The sequence below is a fragment of the Thauera aminoaromatica S2 genome (assembly GCF_000310185.1).
GTDB classification, from domain to species: domain Bacteria; phylum Pseudomonadota; class Gammaproteobacteria; order Burkholderiales; family Rhodocyclaceae; genus Thauera; species Thauera aminoaromatica.
Map to the genome: position 1 here is coordinate 1 of NZ_AMXD01000032.1, position 21,781 is coordinate 21,781.

The 21,781-nt window shown below is 68.6% G+C and carries 21 protein-coding genes and 1 tRNA gene; 13 read left to right on the forward strand and 9 right to left on the reverse strand.

The window, feature by feature from the left end:
- Both C665_RS07135 and C665_RS07140 read left to right on the forward strand, forming a co-directional pair.
- A partial coding sequence (locus C665_RS07135) for a DUF2946 family protein (protein WP_004304057.1) occupies positions 1 to 553 on the forward strand: 553 nt, incomplete at its 5' end.
- A gap of 153 nt (positions 554 to 706) precedes the next feature.
- A tRNA-Leu gene (locus tag C665_RS07140) sits at positions 707 to 791 on the forward strand.
- 122 nt (positions 792 to 913) lie between these two features.
- Here the strand turns inward: C665_RS07140 and thrC are convergent.
- The gene (gene thrC, locus C665_RS07145; protein ID WP_004304059.1) at positions 914 to 2,377 is read right to left on the reverse strand and encodes a threonine synthase; all 1,464 of its coding nucleotides are present in this window, start codon (positions 2,375 to 2,377) and stop codon (positions 914 to 916) included.
- A gap of 257 nt (positions 2,378 to 2,634) precedes the next feature.
- On the opposite strand from thrC, the gene C665_RS07150 reads away from it, so the two are divergent.
- Positions 2,635 to 3,486, forward strand: coding sequence for a tellurite resistance TerB family protein (locus tag C665_RS07150; RefSeq protein ID WP_004304061.1), 852 nt, complete (start codon positions 2,635 to 2,637; stop codon positions 3,484 to 3,486).
- Positions 3,487 to 3,543: 57 nt separating this feature from the next.
- On the opposite strand, the gene C665_RS07155 is transcribed toward C665_RS07150, so the two are convergent.
- From C665_RS07155 to C665_RS07170, 5 genes are all read right to left on the reverse strand, one after another.
- Positions 3,544 to 3,756, reverse strand: a complete 213-nt coding sequence (locus tag C665_RS07155; protein ID WP_004304063.1) for a dodecin — start codon at positions 3,754 to 3,756, stop codon at positions 3,544 to 3,546.
- A 41-nt stretch (positions 3,757 to 3,797) separates the two neighbouring features.
- Entirely contained in the window at positions 3,798 to 3,944 is a 147-nt protein-coding gene (locus C665_RS20870) for a hypothetical protein (RefSeq protein WP_004304065.1), read from the reverse strand.
- 152 nt (positions 3,945 to 4,096) lie between these two features.
- Entirely contained in the window at positions 4,097 to 4,759 is a 663-nt protein-coding gene (locus C665_RS07160) for an MOSC domain-containing protein (RefSeq protein WP_004304067.1), read from the reverse strand.
- 116 nt (positions 4,760 to 4,875) lie between these two features.
- Positions 4,876 to 6,183 (reverse strand): homoserine dehydrogenase, encoded by a 1,308-nt coding sequence (locus C665_RS07165; RefSeq protein ID WP_004304068.1) that lies wholly within the window; start codon positions 6,181 to 6,183, stop codon positions 4,876 to 4,878.
- Between the two features lie 66 nt (positions 6,184 to 6,249).
- The gene (locus C665_RS07170; protein ID WP_004304070.1) at positions 6,250 to 7,557 is read right to left on the reverse strand and encodes a pyridoxal phosphate-dependent aminotransferase; all 1,308 of its coding nucleotides are present in this window, start codon (positions 7,555 to 7,557) and stop codon (positions 6,250 to 6,252) included.
- Positions 7,558 to 7,709: 152 nt separating this feature from the next.
- On the opposite strand from C665_RS07170, the gene C665_RS07175 reads away from it, so the two are divergent.
- From C665_RS07175 to C665_RS07200, 6 genes are all read left to right on the forward strand, one after another.
- Complete coding sequence (locus tag C665_RS07175; protein WP_004304073.1) at positions 7,710 to 8,093, forward strand: Mth938-like domain-containing protein; 384 nt, start codon at positions 7,710 to 7,712, stop codon at positions 8,091 to 8,093.
- A 145-nt stretch (positions 8,094 to 8,238) separates the two neighbouring features.
- Complete coding sequence (locus tag C665_RS07180) at positions 8,239 to 8,694, forward strand: peroxiredoxin (RefSeq protein ID WP_004304075.1); 456 nt, start codon at positions 8,239 to 8,241, stop codon at positions 8,692 to 8,694.
- Between the two features lie 106 nt (positions 8,695 to 8,800).
- Positions 8,801 to 10,279, forward strand: coding sequence for a PhoH family protein (locus C665_RS07185; RefSeq protein WP_004304078.1), 1,479 nt, complete (start codon positions 8,801 to 8,803; stop codon positions 10,277 to 10,279).
- A gap of 74 nt (positions 10,280 to 10,353) precedes the next feature.
- On the forward strand, positions 10,354 to 12,255 hold the full coding sequence (locus C665_RS07190) for a DUF294 nucleotidyltransferase-like domain-containing protein (protein ID WP_004304081.1): 1,902 nt from the start codon (positions 10,354 to 10,356) through the stop codon (positions 12,253 to 12,255).
- A complete protein-coding gene (locus C665_RS07195) occupies positions 12,252 to 12,893 on the forward strand; it encodes a 3'-5' exonuclease (protein WP_004304083.1) in 642 nt (213 codons plus the stop codon). The genes C665_RS07190 and C665_RS07195 overlap by 4 nt, the downstream gene beginning before the upstream one ends.
- A gap of 88 nt (positions 12,894 to 12,981) precedes the next feature.
- Complete coding sequence (locus C665_RS07200) at positions 12,982 to 13,533, forward strand: C40 family peptidase (RefSeq protein WP_004304086.1); 552 nt, start codon at positions 12,982 to 12,984, stop codon at positions 13,531 to 13,533.
- A gap of 57 nt (positions 13,534 to 13,590) precedes the next feature.
- Here the strand turns inward: C665_RS07200 and C665_RS07205 are convergent, their stop codons facing one another.
- A complete protein-coding gene (locus C665_RS07205; protein WP_004304087.1) occupies positions 13,591 to 13,950 on the reverse strand; it encodes a DUF2325 domain-containing protein in 360 nt (119 codons plus the stop codon).
- Between the two features lie 117 nt (positions 13,951 to 14,067).
- On the opposite strand from C665_RS07205, the gene C665_RS07210 reads away from it, so the two are divergent.
- A complete protein-coding gene (locus C665_RS07210) occupies positions 14,068 to 15,081 on the forward strand; it encodes a Fe(3+) ABC transporter substrate-binding protein (RefSeq protein WP_004304089.1) in 1,014 nt (337 codons plus the stop codon).
- On the opposite strand, the gene C665_RS07215 is transcribed toward C665_RS07210, so the two are convergent.
- Together C665_RS07215 and C665_RS07220 are read right to left on the reverse strand one after the other, a co-directional pair.
- On the reverse strand, positions 15,072 to 17,204 hold the full coding sequence (locus tag C665_RS07215) for a sensor domain-containing diguanylate cyclase (protein ID WP_040828751.1): 2,133 nt from the start codon (positions 17,202 to 17,204) through the stop codon (positions 15,072 to 15,074). The genes C665_RS07210 and C665_RS07215 overlap by 10 nt on opposite strands.
- A gap of 209 nt (positions 17,205 to 17,413) precedes the next feature.
- Positions 17,414 to 19,054, reverse strand: a complete 1,641-nt coding sequence (locus C665_RS07220; protein ID WP_004304093.1) for an ABC transporter permease — start codon at positions 19,052 to 19,054, stop codon at positions 17,414 to 17,416.
- Positions 19,055 to 19,207: 153 nt separating this feature from the next.
- On the opposite strand from C665_RS07220, the gene C665_RS07225 reads away from it, so the two are divergent.
- From C665_RS07225 to C665_RS07235, 3 genes are read left to right on the forward strand one after another with little or no spacing between them, the layout of a single operon-like run.
- Positions 19,208 to 20,317 carry an ABC transporter ATP-binding protein gene (locus C665_RS07225; protein WP_004304095.1) on the forward strand — a complete coding sequence of 370 codons (1,110 nt, stop codon included), beginning with the start codon at positions 19,208 to 19,210 and terminating at the stop codon, positions 20,315 to 20,317.
- Entirely contained in the window at positions 20,314 to 21,021 is a 708-nt protein-coding gene (aat, locus tag C665_RS07230) for a leucyl/phenylalanyl-tRNA--protein transferase (RefSeq protein WP_004304098.1), read from the forward strand. Before C665_RS07225 ends, aat begins: the two co-directional genes overlap by 4 nt.
- Positions 21,022 to 21,051: 30 nt before the next feature.
- Positions 21,052 to 21,780, forward strand: a complete 729-nt coding sequence (locus C665_RS07235) for an arginyltransferase (RefSeq protein WP_004304100.1) — start codon at positions 21,052 to 21,054, stop codon at positions 21,778 to 21,780.
- Position 21,781: the final 1 nt, after the last annotated feature.

Sequence of the window (21,781 nt, forward strand, 5' to 3'; positions counted from 1 at the left end):
TTCCGACCCGCCCGCCCTGCCCGCCTGGCCCATGGTGCCGGCCTGCTACGGCTGGCTCGCGCTCGACGCCCGCGGCGGCTGGCGGCTGCGCGGCGAGATCATCACCCACCCCGGACTGCTCGCCTTCCTAGACGCCCACTACACCGGCGACGCGCACGGCAACTGGGGGGTCGATAACGGCCCGCAGCGCGTCTACGTGGAACTCGCTGCGGCACCGCTGATCCTGCGCCTGCATCCCGACGGCCGCCTGGTCGCCCACACCGGACGCGAGGCGACCACGACCGGACCGGTGCTGGTCGACGCGGACGGTTGCGCCTTCCTCGCCACCGACCTGGGTCCGGCGATGATCGACGACCGCGACCTCGCGCTTTTCGCCGCCGAGCTGCGCCAGCTCGAGGGCACGCCCGCCGGCGACGAGGACCTGCTCGCACTGATCGACGGGCAGTCCGGCCCGACACTGCGCTGGCGCGAGGTCGACGTGGCCTTCTGCGCGCGTGCGGCAATCCCCGGGCGCCTCGGCTTCCAGCCCCACCCGCAAGCCATCGGCACCTGATCCGCAGCGCCGTCTTCCGTCGCCGCAACGACGCCCGCGCTCGGCGCTCGCATCAGACACGGCAGGTGTTGACCCCCACCCGGCTTCACGGCTATGATCCGCGCCCTTGCTCGATGCGGCCGGCGCCACGGCGCAGAACACCGCAGCAGCGAAGCCTTGGTGGTGAAATTGGTAGACACGCTATCTTGAGGGGGTAGTGGCGAAAGCCGTGCGAGTTCGAGTCTCGCCCAAGGCACCAGATTACGGCCCCGCCGACGACGGCGGCGTCCGACGAAGAAAAGCCCGCGAATCGCTCGCGGGCTTTTCTTCGTTTACGTCCCGGCGTCCCCGCCGGCCCGCTCGCCGACGGGGACCCGGCGATCAGGTGCGCTGGGCGATGAAGCGCTTGATCGCGTCGGCGTCGGGCGCCATCACCTCGACGCGCTGCGGCAGCTTCTCGATGCCTTCGAGGTCTGCGGGACGCTCCGGCTCGCGCCCAAGGGCCTCGACGATGGTCTCGGCGAATTTCACCGGCAGCGCGGTCTCCAGCACCAGCACCGGCACGCCCGCAGGTACGTCGGCGGCGCGCTCCCAGGCCACCTTGACGCCGTCGGCGGTGTGGGTGTCGATCATCACGCCGTAGCGCTCGTACACCTTGCGGATGGTCGCCAGGCGATCGGCATGGCTGCTCGCGCCAGACACGAAGCCGAACGCGCCGATGCGGGCGAATTCGTCCGTGCCGGACAGGTCGAAGGCGCGCCCGGCGTCGACCTCGGCCCACAGCGCGGCCACCTTGCTCGGGTCGCGGCCGACCAGGTCGAAGACGAAGCGCTCGAAGTTCGAGGCCTTGGAGATGTCCATCGACGGGCTGGAGGTCACGTGCGTCTCGGCCGCCTTGCGCGGGCGATACACGCCGCTGCGGAAGAACTCGTCGAGCACGTCGTTCTCGTTGGTGGCGAGGATCAGCTTCGCCACCGGCAGGCCCATCTGGCGGGCGATGTGGCCGGCGCAGATGTTGCCGAAGTTGCCCGAGGGCACGCAGAAGGCGACCTGCTCGTCGTTGCTCGTCGTGGCCGCGAAGTAGCCCTTGAAGTAATACACGATCTGCGCCGCGACCCGCGCCCAGTTGATCGAATTCACTGCACCGATCTTGTGCCTGGCCTTGAAGGCGTGATCGTTGGAGACCGCCTTCACGATGTCCTGGGCATCGTCGAACATGCCGGTGACGGCGATGTTGAAGATGTTGTCGTCCTGCAGCGAATACATCTGCGCGCGCTGGAAGGCGCTCATCTTGCCGTGCGGCGACAGCATGAACACACGCACGCCGTGCTTGCCGCGCATCGCGTACTCGGCCGCCGAGCCGGTATCGCCCGAGGTGGCACCGAGGATGTTGATGGTCTCGCCACGCTTCGCGAGCACGTATTCGAAGAGGTTGCCGAGCAGCTGCATGGCCATGTCCTTGAAGGCCAGCGTCGGGCCATTGGACAGCTCGAGCAGGCCGAGGCGGCCGCGGCCGTCGGCATCCTTCTCCAGCCAGTGCACCGGAGTGATGTCGCGCGCGTCGCCGCCCGCGCGCACGTGGCGATAGACCTCGGCGGTGTAGGTCTTGGCGCAGATCGCCTTCAGGTCGACGGCGGGGATGTCGGTGATGAACTTCGACAGGATCGCGAACGCCAGCTCTGCGTAGGACAGGCCGCGCCAGGCGTCGAGCTCGGCGCGCGTCACCTGCGGATAGGTCTCGGGCAGGTAGAGGCCGCCGTCGGGGGCGAGGCCGCCGAGCAGGATGTCGCAGAACTCCGGGTTGGCGGGCTGGCCGGCGTGGCCGCGGGTGGAGAGATACTTCACGTGGGCAGTCCTTCAGGGTGACGTGGTCGGCGCGCGCCGTCCGGCGCAAAGGCTCGATTCTAACGAATTCGGCGGACGAATTCGGCTTGCCGGCACACCCCAACCCCGGCGAGGAGCCCGGACGCCGAACGCGGGAACGACGTCGCGCGCCGCAGCTCCGCACGCGCCCGCGATGTGCAGGACGCCCGAATATGCCGCACGCCCGCGGCCCGCACACCGATACAATCGGACCTTCACATCATGAACGGGAGTCCGCCATGAACCTCGGAAACATCCTCGGCCAGATCCTTCAGCAAGGCATGGGCCAGCAGGGCCGTTCGCGCCTCGACCACGCCATGGGCGCGGGCGGTATCGGAGACGTGCTCAGAGGCATTCTCGGCGGACAGGCGGCGGGCGGCACAGCTGGCAGCGCGGGCGGCGGCCTGGGCGATCTGCTGGGTGGCGTGCTGGGCGGCGGCCGTGGCGGCTCCGCGGCGGGCGGGATGGGAGGCCTGGGCGAGATCTTCGGCGGCGCGCTCGGTGGCGGCCGCAGCACGAGCGGAGGCGGCTTGGGCGATCTGCTCGGCGGCCTGCTCGGAGGCAGCGCCGGGGGCGGCACGGGCACGCGCAGCGGCGGCGGCAACGCCGGCATGGCCATCCTCGCCACCATCGCGATGGCGGCGCTGAAGAACTGGACCGACGGCCGCCGCGCGCAGGCCGCGATGGCACCCGACACGGCGGGCTTCGCCGCCCCCGAACTCGAAACCATGACCGAGCCCGCGACCGCGGAGCTGATCGTGCGCGCGATGATCTCGGCGGCCAAGGCCGACGGCGAAGTGAGCGAGGACGAGATCCAGCGCATCGTCGGCCGCATCGGCGCCGACGGCCTGAGCGAGGAGGAGAAGCAGTTCATGATCGCCGAACTGCGTCGCCCGCTCGACCTCGCCGCGCTCGTCGCCGAGGTGCCCAACGAGATGGTGGCGGTCGAGGTCTATGCCGCCTCGCTGCTCGCGATCGAACTCGACACCCCGGCCGAGGCGGCCTACCTGCGCCAGCTCGCCCAGGCACTGCGCCTGGACGGTGCGACGCTGTCCCGCCTGCACGAGATCACCGGCGCCACCGCGGTCTGAGCGCGGGTATCGGGCCGCACCGCCGCACGCCAAGCTGGCGCGGCGGCGCGACTCGCCTCACTCGCTCTCGAGCCGGAAGCCCAGCTTCAGCGTGACCTGGAAGTGCGCGACCTTGCCGTCGACCACGTGGCCGCGCGTCTCCATCACCTCGAACCAGTCGATGTGGCGGATTGTGCGCGCAGCGGTCTCGATCGCATTGCGGATGGCGGCATCGGTGCTCTCGTGCGAGGTGCCGACGATTTCGACGAGCTTGTAGACGCGATCGGACATCTTGTCCTCCTCTGCGGTGCCGGCCAGCGCCGGATGGCTGTTCAGTCCGCGTCCGGATCCGCGGACCGATCCTCCCCGCGCAACGCCCGCGCAGCCTCGAAGCCGCGCACCGACGCCACATAGCCACGGACGCCGAGCACGGCGATCGCAACCACGATGGCGGTGAAGACGGCGAGCTTGAAGGCCATGCGAAGGCGTCCTGCAGGCAAGGGTTGGGAATCGCGGCATGCGCCTCGCGCGCGCCGCCGTGCTTCAGTCTAGGCGCAAACGCCTGTGGTGTCGCGCATGCCCGGAGCTCCCGCCACCGCCCACGCGCCCTCCCACCTCGCCGTCCACCTCCTCACCCCCCCTGCGCGCGCAGCCACGCCGCACGCTCGCGCCAGCGCGTCGCCTTGTCGCCGGCGAGCCCGGGCGCGCCGGCGATGCGTGCGAGCAGCCCGGCATCGGGCCGGTGCGCGCTCACCGTGTCCCAGTAGTCGGCAAGCGTGAGCCAGGGATTGGGACGCTCGAGCAGCTCGATCGTGTCGCCCGCGGCGATCCTGCCCGGCTGCAGCACGCGGTAGTACCAGCCGGTGATCCCCGCCGCCTCGACGAAACGCGAGGCGCCCTCGACCTGCAGACGCAGGTCGATCTTCCAGCACGGCGAGCGCGTCTGGCTCACCTGCACGCGCGCCGCGCCGATGCGCAGCACGTCGCCGATGCACAGCACGTGCTCGTCCAGCCCGTGCGTGCTGATGTTCTCGCCGAGGAAACCCGCACCCAGCGCGGCTGCGCACTGTGGCCACTCGGCGGCCAGCACCGCGTAGTGCTCGACCGGATAGTGGTGCAGCGCCTTCTCCAGGCCGCCGTGGTGGCGCAGGTCGGCCTGCTCGTCGCCCTCCAGCCCGGTCGGCGTCAGCATGACCGGGCCCGCGGCCGGCGACTTGACGATGCCGCTGCGCTCGCCCTCGATCGACAGCAGGCGCACCTTGCCGACGAAGACCTCATCCACCTTGCTCTTCATGTCCCCCAATCCTCCCTGCCTTCCAGGTCGCAGCAATGGCGACCCGGGATGACGTGAACGCAAGAGGCCGCACCCGGGGGCACGGCCTCGTCTTCGATCACGACTCGAAACTGCGCTCAGAGAGCTTCCATACGCAGCTTCACGACCTTGCCCTGCACTACGGGCAGCGCCTCGATGCGCACGATGGCGGCATTGGCGTTCTTTTCCGCGGTCTGGTGGGTCAGCATGATGATGTCGGTGTGCGCCTCGCCCTCGGCCGCCTGCTTCTGGATCAGCGCCTCGATCGAGATCCCGCTGTCGGCCAGGATGCGGGTGATGTCGGCGAGCACGCCCGGCTTGTCCTCGACCCGCATGCGCAGGTAGTAGGAGGTCACGACCTCCTCGATCGGCAGCACCGGAACGTCGTGCACCTGGTCGGGCTGGAAGGCCAGGTGGGGCACGCGGTGCTCGGGGTCGGAGGTGTGCAGGCGGGTGACGTCGACCAGGTCGGCGATCACCGCCGAAGCGGTGGGCTCGGCGCCCGCGCCCTTGCCGTAGTAGAGCGTCGCGCCGACGGCGTCGCCCTGCACCAGCACCGCATTCATCGCACCCTCGACGTTGGCGATGAGGCGCTTCGCCGGAATCAGCGTGGGGTGCACGCGCAGCTCGACGCCGTTCTCGCGGCGGCGGGCGATGCCGAGCAGCTTGATGCGATAGCCGAGCTGTTCGGCGTAGCCGATGTCCACCGAGTCGAGCTTGCTGATGCCCTCGATGTAGGCCTTGTCGAACTGCATCGGGATGCCGAAGGCGATCGCGCTCATGATCGTCGCCTTGTGCGCGGCGTCGACCCCCTCGACGTCGAAGGTCGGATCGGCCTCGGCGTAGCCGAGCGCCTGCGCTTCCTTGAGCACCTCGGCGAAGGGCAGGCCCTTGTCGCGCATCTCGGACAGGATGAAGTTGGTGGTGCCGTTGATGATGCCGGCCAGCCACTCGATGCGGTTGGCGGTGAGGCCTTCGCGCAGCGCCTTGATGATCGGGATGCCGCCCGCGACCGCGGCCTCGAAGGCCACCATCACGCCCTTCTTCTGCGCCGCGGCGAAGATCTCGTTGCCATGCACCGCGAGCAGCGCCTTGTTGGCGGTGACCACGTGCTTGCCGTTCTCGATCGCCTTCAGCACCAGCTCCCGGGCCACGCCGTAGCCGCCGATCAGCTCGACGACGATGTCGATGCCCGGATCGGTGACCACCGAGAAGGCGTCGTCGGTGAGCTTGACCTCGCCGCCGGTCACCTTGCGCGCGAGCTCGAGGTTCTTGTCGGCCACGGTGACGATGCGGATCGGACGGCCGGCGCGCCGGGTGATCTCCTCGGCGTTGCGTTTGAGGACGGTGTAGGTGCCGCCACCGACGGTACCGATGCCAAGGAGGCCAACGTTGATAGGTTTCATTTTGTCCGTGAGGTGTGAGGTGTCAGGAGGGAGGAGCAGGCGGCGCAGCCGCCTTCCGGTGGCGGCTCAGGTGCCGTGACGCTTGCGGTAGTTCTCGAGGAAGCGGGCGATGCGGCCGATGGCGTCGCGCAGGTCGTCCTCGTGCGGCAGGAAGACCAGGCGGAAGTGGTCGGGATGCGGCCAGTTGAAGCCGGAGCCCTGCACCAGCAGCACACGCTCCTCTTCGAGCAGTTCGGCGATGAAGGCCTGGTCGTCCTCGATCGGATAGACCTTGGGATCCAGGCGCGGGAACATGTACAGCGTGGCCTGCGGCTTCACGCAGCTCACGCCTGGGATCTGGTTGATCAGTTCCCAGGCGAGGTCGCGCTGGCGACGCATGCGCCCACCCTCGGCGACCAGGTCGTCGATGCTCTGGTAGCCGCCGAGCGCGGTCTGGATCGCGTACTGGCCGGGCACGTTGGCGCACAGGCGCATCGAGGCCAGCATGTTGAGGCCCTCGATGTAGTCGTTGGCGCGGCGCTTGTCGCCGCACACCACCATCCAGCCCGCGCGGTAGCCGCAGGAGCGGTAGTTCTTCGACAGACCGTTGAAGATGATCGTCAGCACGTCCTCGGACAGCGCCGCCATCGAGGTGTGCCTGACGCCCTCGTAGAGCACCTTGTCGTAGACCTCGTCGGCGTAGAGGATCAGGTCATGCTCGCGGGCAAGCGCGACGATCTGCTTCAGGGTCTCGTCCGGATACACCGCGCCGGTCGGATTGTTCGGGTTGATGACCACGATCGCGCGCGTGTTGGCGTTGATCTTCGCGCGCATGTCGTCGATGTCCGGCAGCCAGCCCTTGGACTCGTCGCACAGGTAATGCACCGGCTTGCCGCCCGACAGGCTCACCGCAGCGGTCCACAACGGGTAGTCGGGCGCCGGCACCAGCACCTCGTCGCCGGCGTCGAGCAGCGCGTTCATCGCCATTACGATGAGCTCGGACACACCGTTGCCGATGTAGATATCCTCGATGGTGACACCCTTGATGCCCTTCTGCTGGGTGTAGTGCATCACCGCCTTGCGCGCGGAGAAGATGCCCTTGGAGTCCGAGTAGCCCGCCGCGTTGGGCAGGTTGCGGATCATGTCCATCTGGATCTCTTCGGGCGAATCGAAGCCGAACGCGGCGAGGTTGCCGATGTTCAGCTTGATGATCTTGTGCCCCTCGTCCTCCATCTGCTTGGCGCGCACCAGCACCGGGCCGCGGATGTCGTAGCAGACCTCGGCGAGCTTGGCGGACTTGCGGATCGGACGCGGCGCGGCGGCTGCGCCCGCCTCGGCCTTGATCACCGGTTCGGGGGATGCCGCCGCGAGCTCGAGTGTCTTCACCGCTTTCATGCCATTCCTTCCTGAGAGGTGGAAACGCGCGCCGGAGTTTTCCCGCACGCCAAAAGGTTGATATCTTAGCCGCGCTCCCGCACTGCGGCAATTTGCCCGGGCATCGCGGGCAACCGCCGGCGTGCGCCGCATGCCGCGACCAGGAACGGACGATGAAGCTCTACCAGGACAAGCACGCCAACACCAACGTGATAACCGGCTACGGCGACGACCACGTGATGATCGGGAAGACCCGCCACGAGGGCAACGTGCTCGTCAGCGCCGGGCGGATTGTGGGCGATTGGGCCCCGCAGGCCGGTGGCGACCTCGCAGGACTGACGGCCGAGGATCTCGCGCGCGCAGCCGAACTCGGCGCCGAGATCCTCATCGTCGGCACCGGGCGCCGCCAGCGCTTCCCGCAGCCACCGCTGCTGCGCGGGCTGGTCGAGGCGCGCATCGGCTTCGAGTTCATGGACTTCGCCGCCGCCTGCCGCACCTACAACATCCTCGTGGCCGAAGGCCGCGCGGTCGTGCTCGGACTGCTCCACGAACGCTGAGCGGCGCAACGCGGCGGTAACGCCGCCGCAATACGCTCTTCACCCGGGCAGGCGCTTTCGGCTACCCTGAGGCATACGAAGCACGTGCGCCGGTGCGCTCGCCCCGAGCGCGCAGCCCCGCCGCCCCGACGAACAGGAGACCCGATTGAGCGCCCCCCTCGCCCCCGACTTTTCCCTGCCCGCCACCGCCGGCCACACCGTCACCCTCTCCGCGCTGCGCGGCCGCAAGGTGGTGATCTACTTCTACCCCAAGGACAACACCCCCGGCTGCACCAACGAGACGCGCGACTTCGGCGCGCTGCACGCCGAGTTCGCCGCCACCGACTGCGCCGTCTTCGGCATCAGCCGCGACAGCCTCAAGAGCCACGAGAACTTCAAGGCCAAGCTCGAACTGCCCTTCGAACTCGTCTCCGACCCCGAGGAACAGGCCTGCGAGGCCTTCGGCGTCATGAAGCTGAAGAACATGTACGGCAAGCAGGTGCGTGGCATCGAGCGCAGCACCTTCCTCATCGACGCCGCGGGCGCGATCGCGCGCGAATGGCGTGGCGTGAAGGTGCCCGGCCACGCCGAGGAAGTGCTCGCCGCCGCGCGCGCGCTCTGATCCTTGCGGCGCCGGCCGCGCACCGCGAGCCGTCCCGCACGCTCGGCGCCCCGGCGCCGCCTCGCCTCTTCCTGCGGCCGTCCTGCCGCCCTCCCGGATCCACGTCATGTCCGCCCTCCGCAAATCCGCCACCTCCCCGTCCCTCCCCGCGGACGCGGGCGAGCCTGCCATCAAGCGTGTCCGCCGTACCCGCAAGGCCCCGGCAGCGTGCAAGCTCTTCGTGCTCGACACCAACGTGCTGATGCACGACCCGACCAGCCTGTACCGCTTCGAGGAGCACGACCTCTACGTGCCGATCATGACGCTGGAGGAACTCGACAACAACAAGAAGGGCACCAGCGAGGTGGCACGCAACGCCCGCCAGGCCAGCCGCATGCTCGACGAGATCGTATGCGCCTCGGAAGACGGCATTGCCGCGGGCATCGCGCTCGAGGGCCCCTCGCGCGGCCAGGCCACCGGACGCCTGCACCTGCAGACCGAGGCGATCGACATCAAGCTGCCGCCGGCCTTGCCGACCGCGCGCGGCGACAACCAGATCCTCGCGGTGGTGATGTTCCTGGTGGAGAAGCACCCCGGGCGCGAGGTCATCCTGGTGTCGAAGGACATCAACATGCGCATCAAGGCCCGTGCGCTCGGGCTCGCCGCGCAGGACTACTTCAACGACAAGGTGCTCGAGGACAGCGACCTGCTGTACACCGGCACCTGCGAGCTGCCCGCCGACTTCTGGGACAGCCACGCGCGCGGCATGCAGTCGTGGAAGGAAGAAGGCCGCAGCTACTACCGCGTCAGCGGGCCGCTCGCCGCCGAGATGCTGGTCAACGAGTTCGTCTATCAGGACGGCGACAACCCGCTGCAGGCCTGGGTGAAGGAAAAGGAAGGCCGCAGCGCCCTCATCGAGACCCTCACCGACTACAGCCACCACAAGAACAACGTCTGGGGCATCACCGCGCGCAACCGCGAGCAGAACTTCGCGCTCAACCTGCTGATGAACCCCGAGATCGACTTCGTCACCCTGCTCGGCCAGGCCGGCACCGGCAAGACCCTGCTGACGCTCGCCGCCGGGCTCACCCAGGTGCTGGAGTCGAAGCGCTACAGCGAGATCATCATGACCCGCGTCACCGTTCCGGTGGGCGAGGACATCGGCTTCCTGCCCGGCACCGAGGAAGAAAAGATGGCACCCTGGATGGGCGCGCTCGAGGACAACCTCGACGTGCTCAACGGCACCGCCGGCGAGGGCGGCGACTGGGGTCGCGCGGCCACCCGCGACCTCATCCGCAGCCGCATCAAGATCAAGAGCCTGAACTTCATGCGCGGCCGCACTTTCCTCAACAAGTTCCTCATCATCGACGAGGCGCAGAACCTCACGCCCAAGCAGATGAAGACCCTGATCACGCGCGCCGGCCCCGGCACCAAGGTGGTCTGCATGGGCAACATCGCGCAGATCGACACGCCCTACCTCACCGAGGGTTCTTCGGGCCTCACCTTCGTGGTCGACCGCTTCAAGGGCTGGGCCCACTCCGGCCACATCACCCTGCAGCGCGGCGAACGCTCCCGCCTCGCCGACCACGCCGCCGAGGTGCTCTGACGCAGCCGTCGCGGCTCGCCGCTCCCGCGATGCGCGCGCCTATAATGTGTGATTGCTTCGATCCCGGTCCGCCCATGAGCAACGACGCCGCCGACCTGCTGGTGGGAGCCAGCATGGATTTCCTGCGCAACTTCTCCCCCTTCAACCGCATGGAGCCGGGGGCGCTCACCTTTCTCGCCGAGCGCGCGGTGCTCGCCTTCCATGCCCGTGGCAGCGAGATCCTGACGCCCGAATCGGGTGTGCCGTCGCACTTCTACATCGTCCAGCGCGGCAAGATCCAGGCCCGGCAGACCGGCCAGACCACGGTCACCGAGTACACCAGCCTCACCCTCGGGCCGGGCGAGTGCTTCCCGATCGGCGCCATCTCCGCGCGCCGCCCCTCGACCAACGCCTACGTGGCGGTCGAGGACAGCTTCTGCTTCCAGATCAGCGCCGACGACTTCCTGCATCTGATGCAGATCAGCCCGGTGTTCCACCTCTTCTGCACGCAGTACATCGCCAGCCTGCTCAGCCAGTCGCGCCAGCAGCTGCAGAGCACGTTCGCCCAGCGCGCCGCCGAGCAGCAGACCATGACCACGGCGCTCGGCAAGTTGATCGAGAAGGAGGCGGTCTTCGTCACCCCCGATACGCCGACGCGCAGCGCGCTCGAGCGCATGTCCGAGCTGCATCTCGGCTGCATGGTGGTGGTGGACGCGGAACGCCGCCCGGTCGGCATCCTGACCCAGAGCGACCTGCTGCCGCGCGTGATCCTCGCCGGCTTCGACCTCGCGCGCCCGATCGGCGAGCTGATGACCGCCAATCCGCACCAGCTGCCGGCGAGCGCCTCGGCCTACGACGCGGCCCTGGAGATGGCCACCCACGGCGTGCGCCACCTGCTCGTGGTCGACTCCGACAGCGTGCTGCTGGGCGTGGTCTCCGAGCGCGATCTGTTCTCGCTGCAGCGCATCAGCCTGCGCCAGATCCGCGCCGGCATCGACAACGCCGCCGACATCGAGGCCCTGCAGCGTGCGAGCAAGGACATCCGTCAGCTGGCGCTGAACCTGATCGCCCAGGGCATCGGCGCCGAGCAGCTCACGCAGTTCATCTCGGCGCTCAACGACGCGCTGACGCGCCGCATCATCATCCTGGCGCGTGAACGCCACGAGCTGGTGGGGATCGACTTCGCCTGGCTCGCCTTCGGCTCCGAGGGCCGCCACGAGCAGACCCTGTCCACCGACCAGGACAACGGGATCATCTTCCGCTGCGCCGAGCCGAAGCAACTCAAGGACACGCGCGCCCGCCTGGTCGAGTTCGCGCGCACGGTCAACGAAGACCTCGCGGCCTGCGGCTTCCCGCTGTGCAAAGGCAACATCATGGCGAGCAACCCCGAGCTCTGCCTGACCCTCGACGAGTGGAAGTCGCGCTTCGGCGACTGGATCCGCGAGCCCGACCCGCAGGCCCTGCTCAACGCCTCGATCTTCTTCGACTTCCGCGTGCTCTACGGCAACGAACGCTTCGGCGACCAGCTGCGCAGCGCGCTCAACAAGGGTGCCAAGGGCAACAGCGCCTTCCTGCGCATGATGGCCGCCAACGCCCTCAAGGTCATGCCCCCGCTCGGGCGCATCCGCGACTTCGTGGTGGATGAAGACGGCACCATCGACATGAAGAAATCCGGCGCCCGCCTGTTCGTCGATGTGGCCCGCATCCTCGCCCTGCGCACCGGCGTGGAGTCGAGCAGCACGGTGCAGCGCCTGCGCCAGGGCAGCACCAAGATCGGCGGCATGAGTCCGGAGGAAGTCTCGGCCATCATCGACGGCTTCAACTTCATTCAGTTGCTGCGCCTGCGTTCGCAGCACCTCGAGACCGAGCACGACTCCGCCGAGGACAACCGCATCGACCCCGAATCGCTCAACGAACTCGACCGCCGCATCCTCAAGGAAGCCTTCCGCCAGGCGCGCAAGCTCCAGCTGCGGCTTAAACTCGATTACCAACTATGAGCTGGCTCTCTCGCCTGAAGAACGCCCGCGGCAACCAGCCGCCGCTGAGCGCCGAGGCCGAGCGCGCGCTCGAGGCTTGGCATGCGCTCGCCGAGTCCGCGCACGAACAGCCTCATTTCGAGTCGCGCTACGTGGTGCTCAACACCGAGGCCACCGGCCTCGACCTCGAACGCGACCGCCTGCTCGCGGTCGGCGCCATCGCCGTCGACGGCGGCCTGCTGCACCCGCAGGACGCCTATCACGCGCAGCTCGAGCCCTTGCCCGGCGATGCGCTCGCCGGGCTGCTCGGCTTCGCCCGCAACAGCCCGCTTGTCGTGTTCAACGCCACCTTCAACCGCACGATGCTCGAGCGCGCGTTCTCGAGAATGCTCGGCTTCACGCCGGAGTTCCTCTGGATCGACCTCTATTTCCTGCTGCCCTCGCTGTTTCCCGAGCGGCTGGAACGCCCCGGTCGGCTCGCCGACTGGATGGCCGCCTTCGAGATCGAGACCTTCCAGCGCCACCACGCGCTCGGCGACGCCTGGGCGATCGCGCAACTCTTCCTCGCGGCGCAGTCGCGCGCACTCTCGCTCGCGGTCACCAGTCCGCGCGCGCTTGCCGAGCACGCCCAGGCCTACCGGCAAAAGATCAAGGTCTGAAAGCAGGCCGACAAGAACCGGGACGAATGCGTCCGACAGGCGCAGATTTCCCTTTACACCGGATAGCTCGATGCGTATATTTCCTCGAATGTTTTTCCGGACATCCCTACCTGCCCTGCTCGCCTCCTTCGCGCTCGCCCTTCCCGCCCAAGGCGCGGAGCCGGCCCCGGCGCAGCGCGAGCACGCCTTCCAGGCGTCTTCGGCGTTCGAGGAGTACACCACGGCCGCCGAACAACTGGTCGACGAGGCGCTCTCCTACCTGGGTATCCGCTATCGCTTCGGAGGCACTTCGCCGGCGACCGGCTTCGATTGCAGCGGACTCGTGCTCAACGTGTTCCGTAATGCCGTCGGGCTCGACCTACCGCGGAGCGCGAGCGAGATGGCGAGCCTGGGCGACAAGATCGGCAAGCAGGACCTCAAGCCGGGCGACCTGGTGTTCTTCAACACCATGCGACGCACCTTCTCGCACGTCGGCATCTATCTCGGCGACGGCAAGTTCGTGCATGCCCCCTCGAGCGGCGGCAAGGTTCGCGTCGAGAACATCTCCGCGACGTACTGGGCCAAACGCTTCAACGGCGCCCGCCGGCTGGTCGATGAGGAATCGCTCGGTCTCAGCGCCCAGGTGATGCGCACGCACTGAGCGCCGGCGAGGAACACGCCGAGGAAGAGGCCCCGCATGCCGGGGCCTCTTGCTTTTTCAGCAGGCAGATGACGCCCGCCGGCGCCCACCGGATGCCTTCTCGCAGCGCCGCGGGCATTCGTCGCAGCGCGAACCCATCTGCCGATCGAGCGCCTGCTGCAGCGCGCAGGTGGAGCGCCGGCAGCACACCACCTGCACGCCCTGCTTGCCTGCGGCCTCACGGAAGCGCTGCATGACGTTGTGGCCGAGAAAATCGGTGAACAGGATCACCAGCCCGATCCCGCTCGGCAAGGGCGTGCTGCGGCGCTGGTGCGTCGTGTCGCGGCCGCTGACGTGGGCGGCGATGCGAATGCCGAAGTTGTGCAGAACATCCGGGATGTTGCCGAGGCGGTCGGCACCGACGAGCAGCGCATTCATGGAATCTCCTTGTTGAGAACATTTCTCAACAATAATGAAGTGAATGCGATCCATTTGCAACTGCGAACCTTTATCGTTAGTATCGTCGCACCGCAAACACACCAAGGTTCGCACACCATGAGCAAGAAAGTCCTCATCGCCTCGATCATCGCCGCCTTCGGTCTCACCGGCACCGTCACCGCCGCCGAGCTGAACGTCTACTCCGCCCGCCACTACCAGACAGACGAAGAGCTCTACGGCAATTTCACCAAGCAGACCGGGATCAAGATCAACCGCATCGAGGCGAAGGAAGACGAACTGCTCGAGCGCATCCGCAACGAGGGCGCCAACAGTCCGGCCGACATCTTCGTCACCGTCGATGCCTCGCGCCTGGCGAAGGCCGACGAACTCGGCATCTTCCGGCCGGTGAAGTCCGCCGCGCTCGAGGCCCGCATCCCCGCCCACCTGCGCGCACCGAACTGGTTTTCCTACTCGACCCGCGCACGCGTGATCGTCTACAACCCGGACATGGTCAAGGCCGAGCAGGTGCAGACCTACGAGCAGCTCGCCGACCCCGCGCTCAAGGGCCAGGTGTGCACCCGCTCGGGCAGCCACCCCTACAACCTCTCGCTCGGCGCCGCCATGATCAAGCACAACGGCGCGGAAGCAACCGAGAACTGGGCCCGGGGCATCGTCGCCAACTTCGCACGCGCGCCCAAGGGCGGCGACACCGACCAGATCCGCGCCGTGGCCGCGGGCGAGTGCGGCGTGGCCATCGCCAACAGCTACTACCTCGCCCGCCTGATGAACTCGGACAAGCGCGAAGACCAGGCCGTGGTCGCGAAGATCAAGGCGGTGTGGCCGAACCAGGCGACCTGGGGCACCCACATCAACGTGTCCGGCGCCGGCATGCTCGAGCACGCGCCGAACAAGGAGGCCGCGGTCAAGTTCCTCGAGTATCTCGCCTCGGACCAGGCGCAGGAATACTTCGCCAACGGCAACAACGAATGGCCGGCGGTGCCGAGCGTGAAGGTGGACAACCCCGCGCTGAAGAAGCTCGGCGAGTTCAAGGCCGACACCCTGCCGATCGGCGAGCTCGCCGACACGGTGGCCGAGGCCCAGCGCATCTTCGACCGCGCCGGCTACCGCTGATCCGCAGCCCCTGCGGCGGCCCCCTCGCTGACGGGCTCGCCGCAGGGCGCACCGGCACTCGCCGGCGCCAGCACGACGCGGTTACGCCCGGCGTGCTTGGCCGCGTACAAGGCCTCGTCGGCGCGCGCATAGGCGGCCTCGTAGCCCTCGTCGGCCGCGTCCAGCATGGTCGCGCCGATGCTGACCGAATAGTGCAGCGCCCCCGAGTCGACGCTGGCCGGCGAATCCGCCACCACCCTGCGCAGCCGGTCCGCCGCCCGCACCGCGCCGAGCGCGTCGATGCTGGGAAGCAGGACCGCGAACTCCTCCCCGCCCAGGCGTGCGAACACGTCGGCCTCGCGCAACTGCGCGCTCACCGTCGCGGTGAAATGGCGCAGCACCTCGTCACCCGCGGCATGGCCGTGGGTGTCGTTGATGCGCTTGAAGAAGTCGAGATCCATCAGCAGCAGCGCTGCCGGCGCCTGGTTGCGGCGCACGCGTCCGAGTTCGCCGCGCACGACCTCGACGAAGTGGCGGCGATTCCATAGCCCGGTGAGCGGATCGCTGGTGGCCAGCTGCAGCAGGCTCTCCTCCATCGCCTTGCGCTGCGAGATGTCCTGGTGGATGCCGACCATGCGCAGCGCCTCCCCGCCCGCGCCGCGATCGAGTACGCGGCCCGCCGCGAGCACCCAGACCCAGTGCCCGCTCTTGTGCTTGAGGCGGTATTCCGCGCGATAGGCATCCTTGATGCCGCGCAGGTGCGGCTCGAGCGAGTCGCGGATGTCGTACCAGTCGTCCGGATGCACCAGGGACTCCCAGCTCGATACATTCGCCGGCAGCTCCTCCGCTGCATAGCCGAGCATCCTGCACCACATCGGGCTGAAATTCGCTCGCCCGCTCGGCACGTCCCAGTCCCAAAAACCGAGCTCGGCACCTTCGAGTGCGAGCATCAGGCGGCGTTCGCGCTCGGCGATCTGCTCGCGCACCCGGCGCCGTTCGGTGAAGTCCCGGCTGACGCGGATCTCGCCGAGCTGCACGCCGTCGAGGTCGAAATAGGGGGTGCGCAAGGTGTCGAGCAGACGTAGCGTTCCGTCCGCCGCCTCCAGCCACTCCTCGTGGTTCTCTGCGCAGCTCACGGTGTCCTGGCCGGCCCCGGCGAGCGGCAGCCGCCCCGCGAACACCTCGCCGTCGCTGCGCCCGACCAGGGCCGCCTCGCGGATCCCGTAGGCCTCGGCGAAGGCCTTGTTGCAGCCCAGGTAACGGCCTTCCCGATCGCGGAAGGCGATCAGGTCGGGCACCGAATCGATCAGCCCGCGCAGCAGCGCCCGCTCGGCCGCCAGCGTCCGCTGCGGCGCACGCACGCCGGACACGAACACCGCGCGATAGATCATCGCGAACGCCGCCACCTTGTAGGCGTGCCCGAGCACGTTGTAAAGGTCGGCGACCGCGGCATAACGCGCGAAATGCAGCTCGGCCAGCGCCATCGTCGCCGCGGCGGCGGCCAGCCAGCCAGCGGCGGATTCGCCGTCCGCCAGCGCGCGGCGCGCGAGCAAGATCGCGGCAGCAAGGTGCAGCAGCACGAGCCCACCCTCCAGCACGCTCTTTAACGGGGTTACGCCCTGCCCCTCGATGAAGGTCGCCGGCAAGACCTGCGGGTGCGCAAGGACGAGCCAGCTCCAGCCGAAGGCGACGCCGATCGCAGCGAGGACGGCCCAGGCCGCGGCGGATCCGCCGCCATCGCGCTCCGGCAGCACGGCATGGGCGAGCAGACCCAGCACACCGAGCAGACGCGCCATCAGCCAGAAGGCGATCGCCTTGTCCGCGCTGTTGGGCGTGAAGAAGGGCGGCATGCCCGGAAAGGACATCAGGTGGGCGAAATCGAGCAGCCCCACCGCGAGGCAGGCTGCGCCGAGCCAGACCAGCCGTGCCCCGCGCGCGCTGCGGCGCAGGTTCCAGCCAAGCGCGAACACCATCCCGGCGACCACGAGCGAGAAGATCTCCAGCCCTGAATGCAGCGGCAGGTAATCGCGCGCATCGGCGAACAGGCGCACCGGCGGCATGAAGACGCTGAGGACGAAGAGCACCCCGAGCAGGCCGGTGGCCTGCAGCGGACGACGGAAGCGGTGCAGCACCGAGGTCGCCAAGATCAACGCGCCTCGGGCACACCGCAGGAGCGTGGTTTGCCCCCCCAGCCGGAAGGCATGGTATGGACGACCCGGGCAGCTTGCCGAGCGCTGCACGGGACGAAGATTGAAGGACGCGGGGACATCGCGTAATTATGCATGATCGACCCGCGACCGCCGCCGCGGCAGCGCACCCCGCGTGCATTATTTCGCGTCGGCAGGCACCTCGCTCAGCCCTCCCGGCGGCGCACGCGCAGGATCTGGCGCGAAATCCAGAACATCGGCAGCAAGCCCACCGCCACGATGATCAGCGCCGCGGTCGAGGCTTCGGCCAGGCGCTCGTCGGCCGCAAGCGTGTGCGCCTGGGTGGCGAGGGTGTCGAAGTTGAAGGGTCGGATCACCAGCGTGGCGGGCAGCTCCTTCATGACATCGACGAACACCAGCAGGCCGGCGGTGAGCAGGCTACCGCGCAGCATCGGCATGTGCACCCGCCTCAGCGTCGCCCACTTGCCGAAGCCCAGGCTGCGCGAGGCGTCGTCCATGTTGGGGGTGATCTTGCCCAGGCTGGACTCGACCGTCTGCAGCGCCACTGCGAGGAAGCGCGCCAGGTACGCGTAGATCAGCGCGGCGATGCCGCCGGTGAGCAGCAGCCCGGGGTTCGTCCCCCACAACGCCTCCCAGCCCTGGGCCAGCCAGCGATCCACCCGGGTCAGCGGGATCAGCACGCCCACCGCGATCACCGAGCCGGGCACCGCGTAGCCCAGTCCGACGATGCGGTTGAGCACCTGCGGCAGGCGCGAGCGCGCCAAGCGTGCGGCGTAGGCGAGCAGCACTGCGAGCAGCACCGCCACCACCGCGGTGATCGCCGCGAGCACGAAGCTGTTGTGCGCCAGCTCGACGAAGCGCGCGCCGAACTGGGCATCGCCCTCAAGGAAGGCCATGCGCAGCAGCAGCGCCGCCGGCAGCAGGAAGCCGAGCAGCAGCGGCATGAAGCAGGCGAACGCGGCGAGCACACCGAGCGCCAGCGGCAGGCGCAGCCGCACCGGCATCGCCACCTGGCGCGAGGTGTTGTTGAAGCGCGCCCGCCCGCGCGACATGCGCTCCAGGGTCAGCACCAGGACCACGAAGGCGAGCAGCGCGGCCGACAGCTGCGCGGCGGCGATGCGGTCGCCGAGCGAGAACCAGGCGCGATAGATGCCGGTGGTGAAGGTCTGCACGCCGAAGTAGGACACGGTGCCGAAGTCGGCCAGCGTCTCCATCAGCGCCAGCGCGGTGCCGGCCACCACCGCCGGGCGCGCCAGCGGCAGGGAGACGCGGAAGAACGAGCCCCACGGACCCAGCCCGAGCGTGCGCCCGGCCTCGAGCATCCCGCCCGCACGCTCCAGGAAGGCGGTGCGCGCGATCATGTAGACATACGGGTAGAGCACGAACATGAACATCGCCACCGCGCCGCCGACGGTGCGCACGTCGGGGAACCAGTAGTCGCCGCGCCCCCATCCGAAGGTCTCGCGCAGCCAGCCCTGCACCGGGCCGACGAACTGGAGAAAATCGGTATACACGTAGGCCATCACATAGGCCGGCATCGCCAGCGGCAGCACCAGCGCCCACTCCAGGAAGCGCCGCCCGGGAAAGTCCAGCATCGTCGTCAGCCAGGCCGAGGTCACGCCGATCGACGACACCCCCAGGCCGACGCCGATGCATAGCACCACGGTGTTGAACACGAACTCGCCGAGCACCGTGTCGGCCAGGTGCGACCAGGTCGCCCCGGTGTCGCCGGCGAGCACGTTGGAGAACACCGACAGCACCGGCGCCGCGATCAGCGTGGCCACCACAACCGCCAGCACTGTCAGCGAAGAAAACCGAATGCGCATCGCGCCCTGCCCTGCCGTCGAATCCATGCCGTTCCCATGATTGCGCCCCGGCGCCGGAAATCGGCCCCCGCGAACTGAGCGAATTATAATTGATCGCATTTGGAACACCGGGGTGCAATAATTCCCCACGCCCATAGGCCCTCGACGACCGCGATGTCCCACCTCGACCTTTCCCGCATCGACCTCGCCTTCGGCAGCCACCTCGTGGTCCGCCAGCTCTCACTGCAGCTCGAGAAGGGCCGCATCGGCTGCCTGCTCGGGCCTTCCGGCTGCGGCAAGACCACGGTGCTGCGCTGCATCGCCGGCTTCGAACGGCTGGCGGCCGGCGAGATCCGCCTCGACGGCGAGGTCGTCAGCACGCCGCGCCACATGCTGCCGCCCGAGCGCCGGCGCATCGGCATGGTGTTCCAGGACTATGCGCTCTTCCCGCATCTCTCGGTGGCGGACAATATCGGCTTCGGCCTCCGGCGCGACAGCGCCGCCGTGCGCAACGCGCGGGTGGACGAGCTGCTCGCGCTGGTCGGCCTCGCCGGACAGGGCCGCAAGTATCCGCACGAGATGTCCGGCGGCCAGCAGCAGCGCGTCGCGCTCGCGCGTGCACTCGCTCCCAAGCCCAGCCTGCTGCTGCTCGACGAGCCCTTCTCCAATCTCGACGTCGAATTGCGCGAACGCCTGTCGTACGAGGTGCGCGAGATCATCAAGGCCGCCGACACCACCGCGATCCTGGTCACCCACGACCAGCACGAGGCCTTCGCAGTGGCCGACGAGATCGGCATCATGCACGAGGGTCGCATCCAGCAATGGGATACGCCCTACAACCTCTACCACCGCCCGGCCAACCGCTTCGTCGCCGACTTCATCGGCCAGGGTGCCTTCCTGCGCGGCAAGGTGCTCGACGATCACCGCGTGCAGATCGAGCTCGGCGTGCTCGACAGCACGCAGCCGCTGGTGTGCTGCGCCGACTGCGCCGGTTGCGTGCATGGCAGCCCGGTCGACGTGCTGCTGCGCCCAGACGACCTCGTGCACGACGACGCCAGCGCGCTGCGCGCCGAGGTGGTGCATAAGGCTTTCCGCGGCGCAGACATCCTGTACACCCTGCGCCTGGCGGGCGGCGCGCGCGTGCTCTCGCTGGTGCCCAGCCACCACAACCACGCCATCGGCGAGCGCATCGGCATCCGCCTCGACGTCGACCACGTCGTCACCTTCTCCGACGAGCGCGCCGACGAGTGCGCGCCCGCCCATCCCGCAGCGTCTCTGGCATGATCCCCTGGCTGGGCGCGGAGCCGGGCTTCCCCGCCGACGAGCGCGCTTTGCGCGAACCCAACGGGCTGCTCGCCGCCGGTGGCGCGCTCACCCCACCCTGGCTGCTCGCCGCCTACCGCCGCGGCATCTTCCCCTGGTTCAGCGAGGGCGAACCCATCCTGTGGTGGACACCCGACCCTCGCCTGGTGCTCGTGCCCGACGAATTCCACGTCAGCCATTCGCTGCGCAAGACCCTGCGCCGACGGCGCTTCGAGGTCAGGACGGACACCGCCTTCGCCGAGGTGCTGCTGGCCTGCGCCGCGGCGCGCGCCGGCGGCCCGGGCACCTGGATCACCCCCGCGATGCGCGCCGCCTACCAGCGCATGCACGAACTGGGCTGGGCGCACAGTGTCGAATGCTGGCGAGAGGGCCGGCTGGTGGGCGGACTCTACGGCATGGCGATCGGCCGCGTGTTCTTCGGCGAGTCGATGTTCGCGCGCGAGACCGACGCCTCCAAGGTGGCGCTCGCCCATCTCGCGCGGCTGCTCGCCGAACGCGGCTATGGCATGATCGACTGCCAGATGACCACCGCCCACCTGTGCTCGCTCGGGGCACGCGAGGTGCCGAGGGCGCGTTTCACCGCCGCCCTGCGCCAGTGGGCGCACGACGGCCCGGCGCCGCAGCGCTGGGCCGAGCGAACAATGCAGGACTTCGACTGGAACTGACGCAGGACGGCAAGTTGCACGACGGACGCGATGAAATCGGACTATCCCTACGCCCTCATCCAGTTCTACGCCACGGCGCCCTACGCATGCTCCTACCTGGCCGGGCGGAGCGCGCGCTCGCAGGTCGCCACCCCGGGCCATCTCATCGACCCGCAGGTCTATAGCGAACTCGTGCGCCGCGGCTTTCGCCGCAGCGGGGTGTTCACCTACCGCCCCTATTGCGACCACTGCCAGGCCTGCGTGCCGGTGCGCGTGCCGGTCGAGCGCTTCCAGCCCGACCGCAGCCAGCGCAGGACATGGGCTCGACATGCAGATCTGATCCCGATCGAGCGTCCCCTCGAATTCGTCGAGGAGCACTACCAGCTCTACCAGCGCTACCAGACCGCCCGCCACGCCGGCGGCGGCATGGACCTCGACAACCGCGAGCAGTACGCCCATTTCCTGCTGCAGAGCCATGTCGACACCCGCCTGGTGGAGTTCCGCAGCTATGGCAGCCTGCGCATGGTGAGCGTGATCGATCGCCTCACCGACGGCCTGTCGAGCGTCTACACCTTCTACGATCCCGACCAGCCGCGCAGCGCCTTCGGCACTTGGGGCGTGCTCTGGCAGATCGAGGCGTGCAGGGTGCTCGGACTGCCGCACGTGTACCTGGGCTACTGGATCGGCGAGAGCCCGAAGATGGCCTACAAGGCGCGCTTCCGCCCGCTCGAGGCGCTGATCGACGGCGACTGGCAGCCCTTTCCGGGCGATTTCGCCTGAT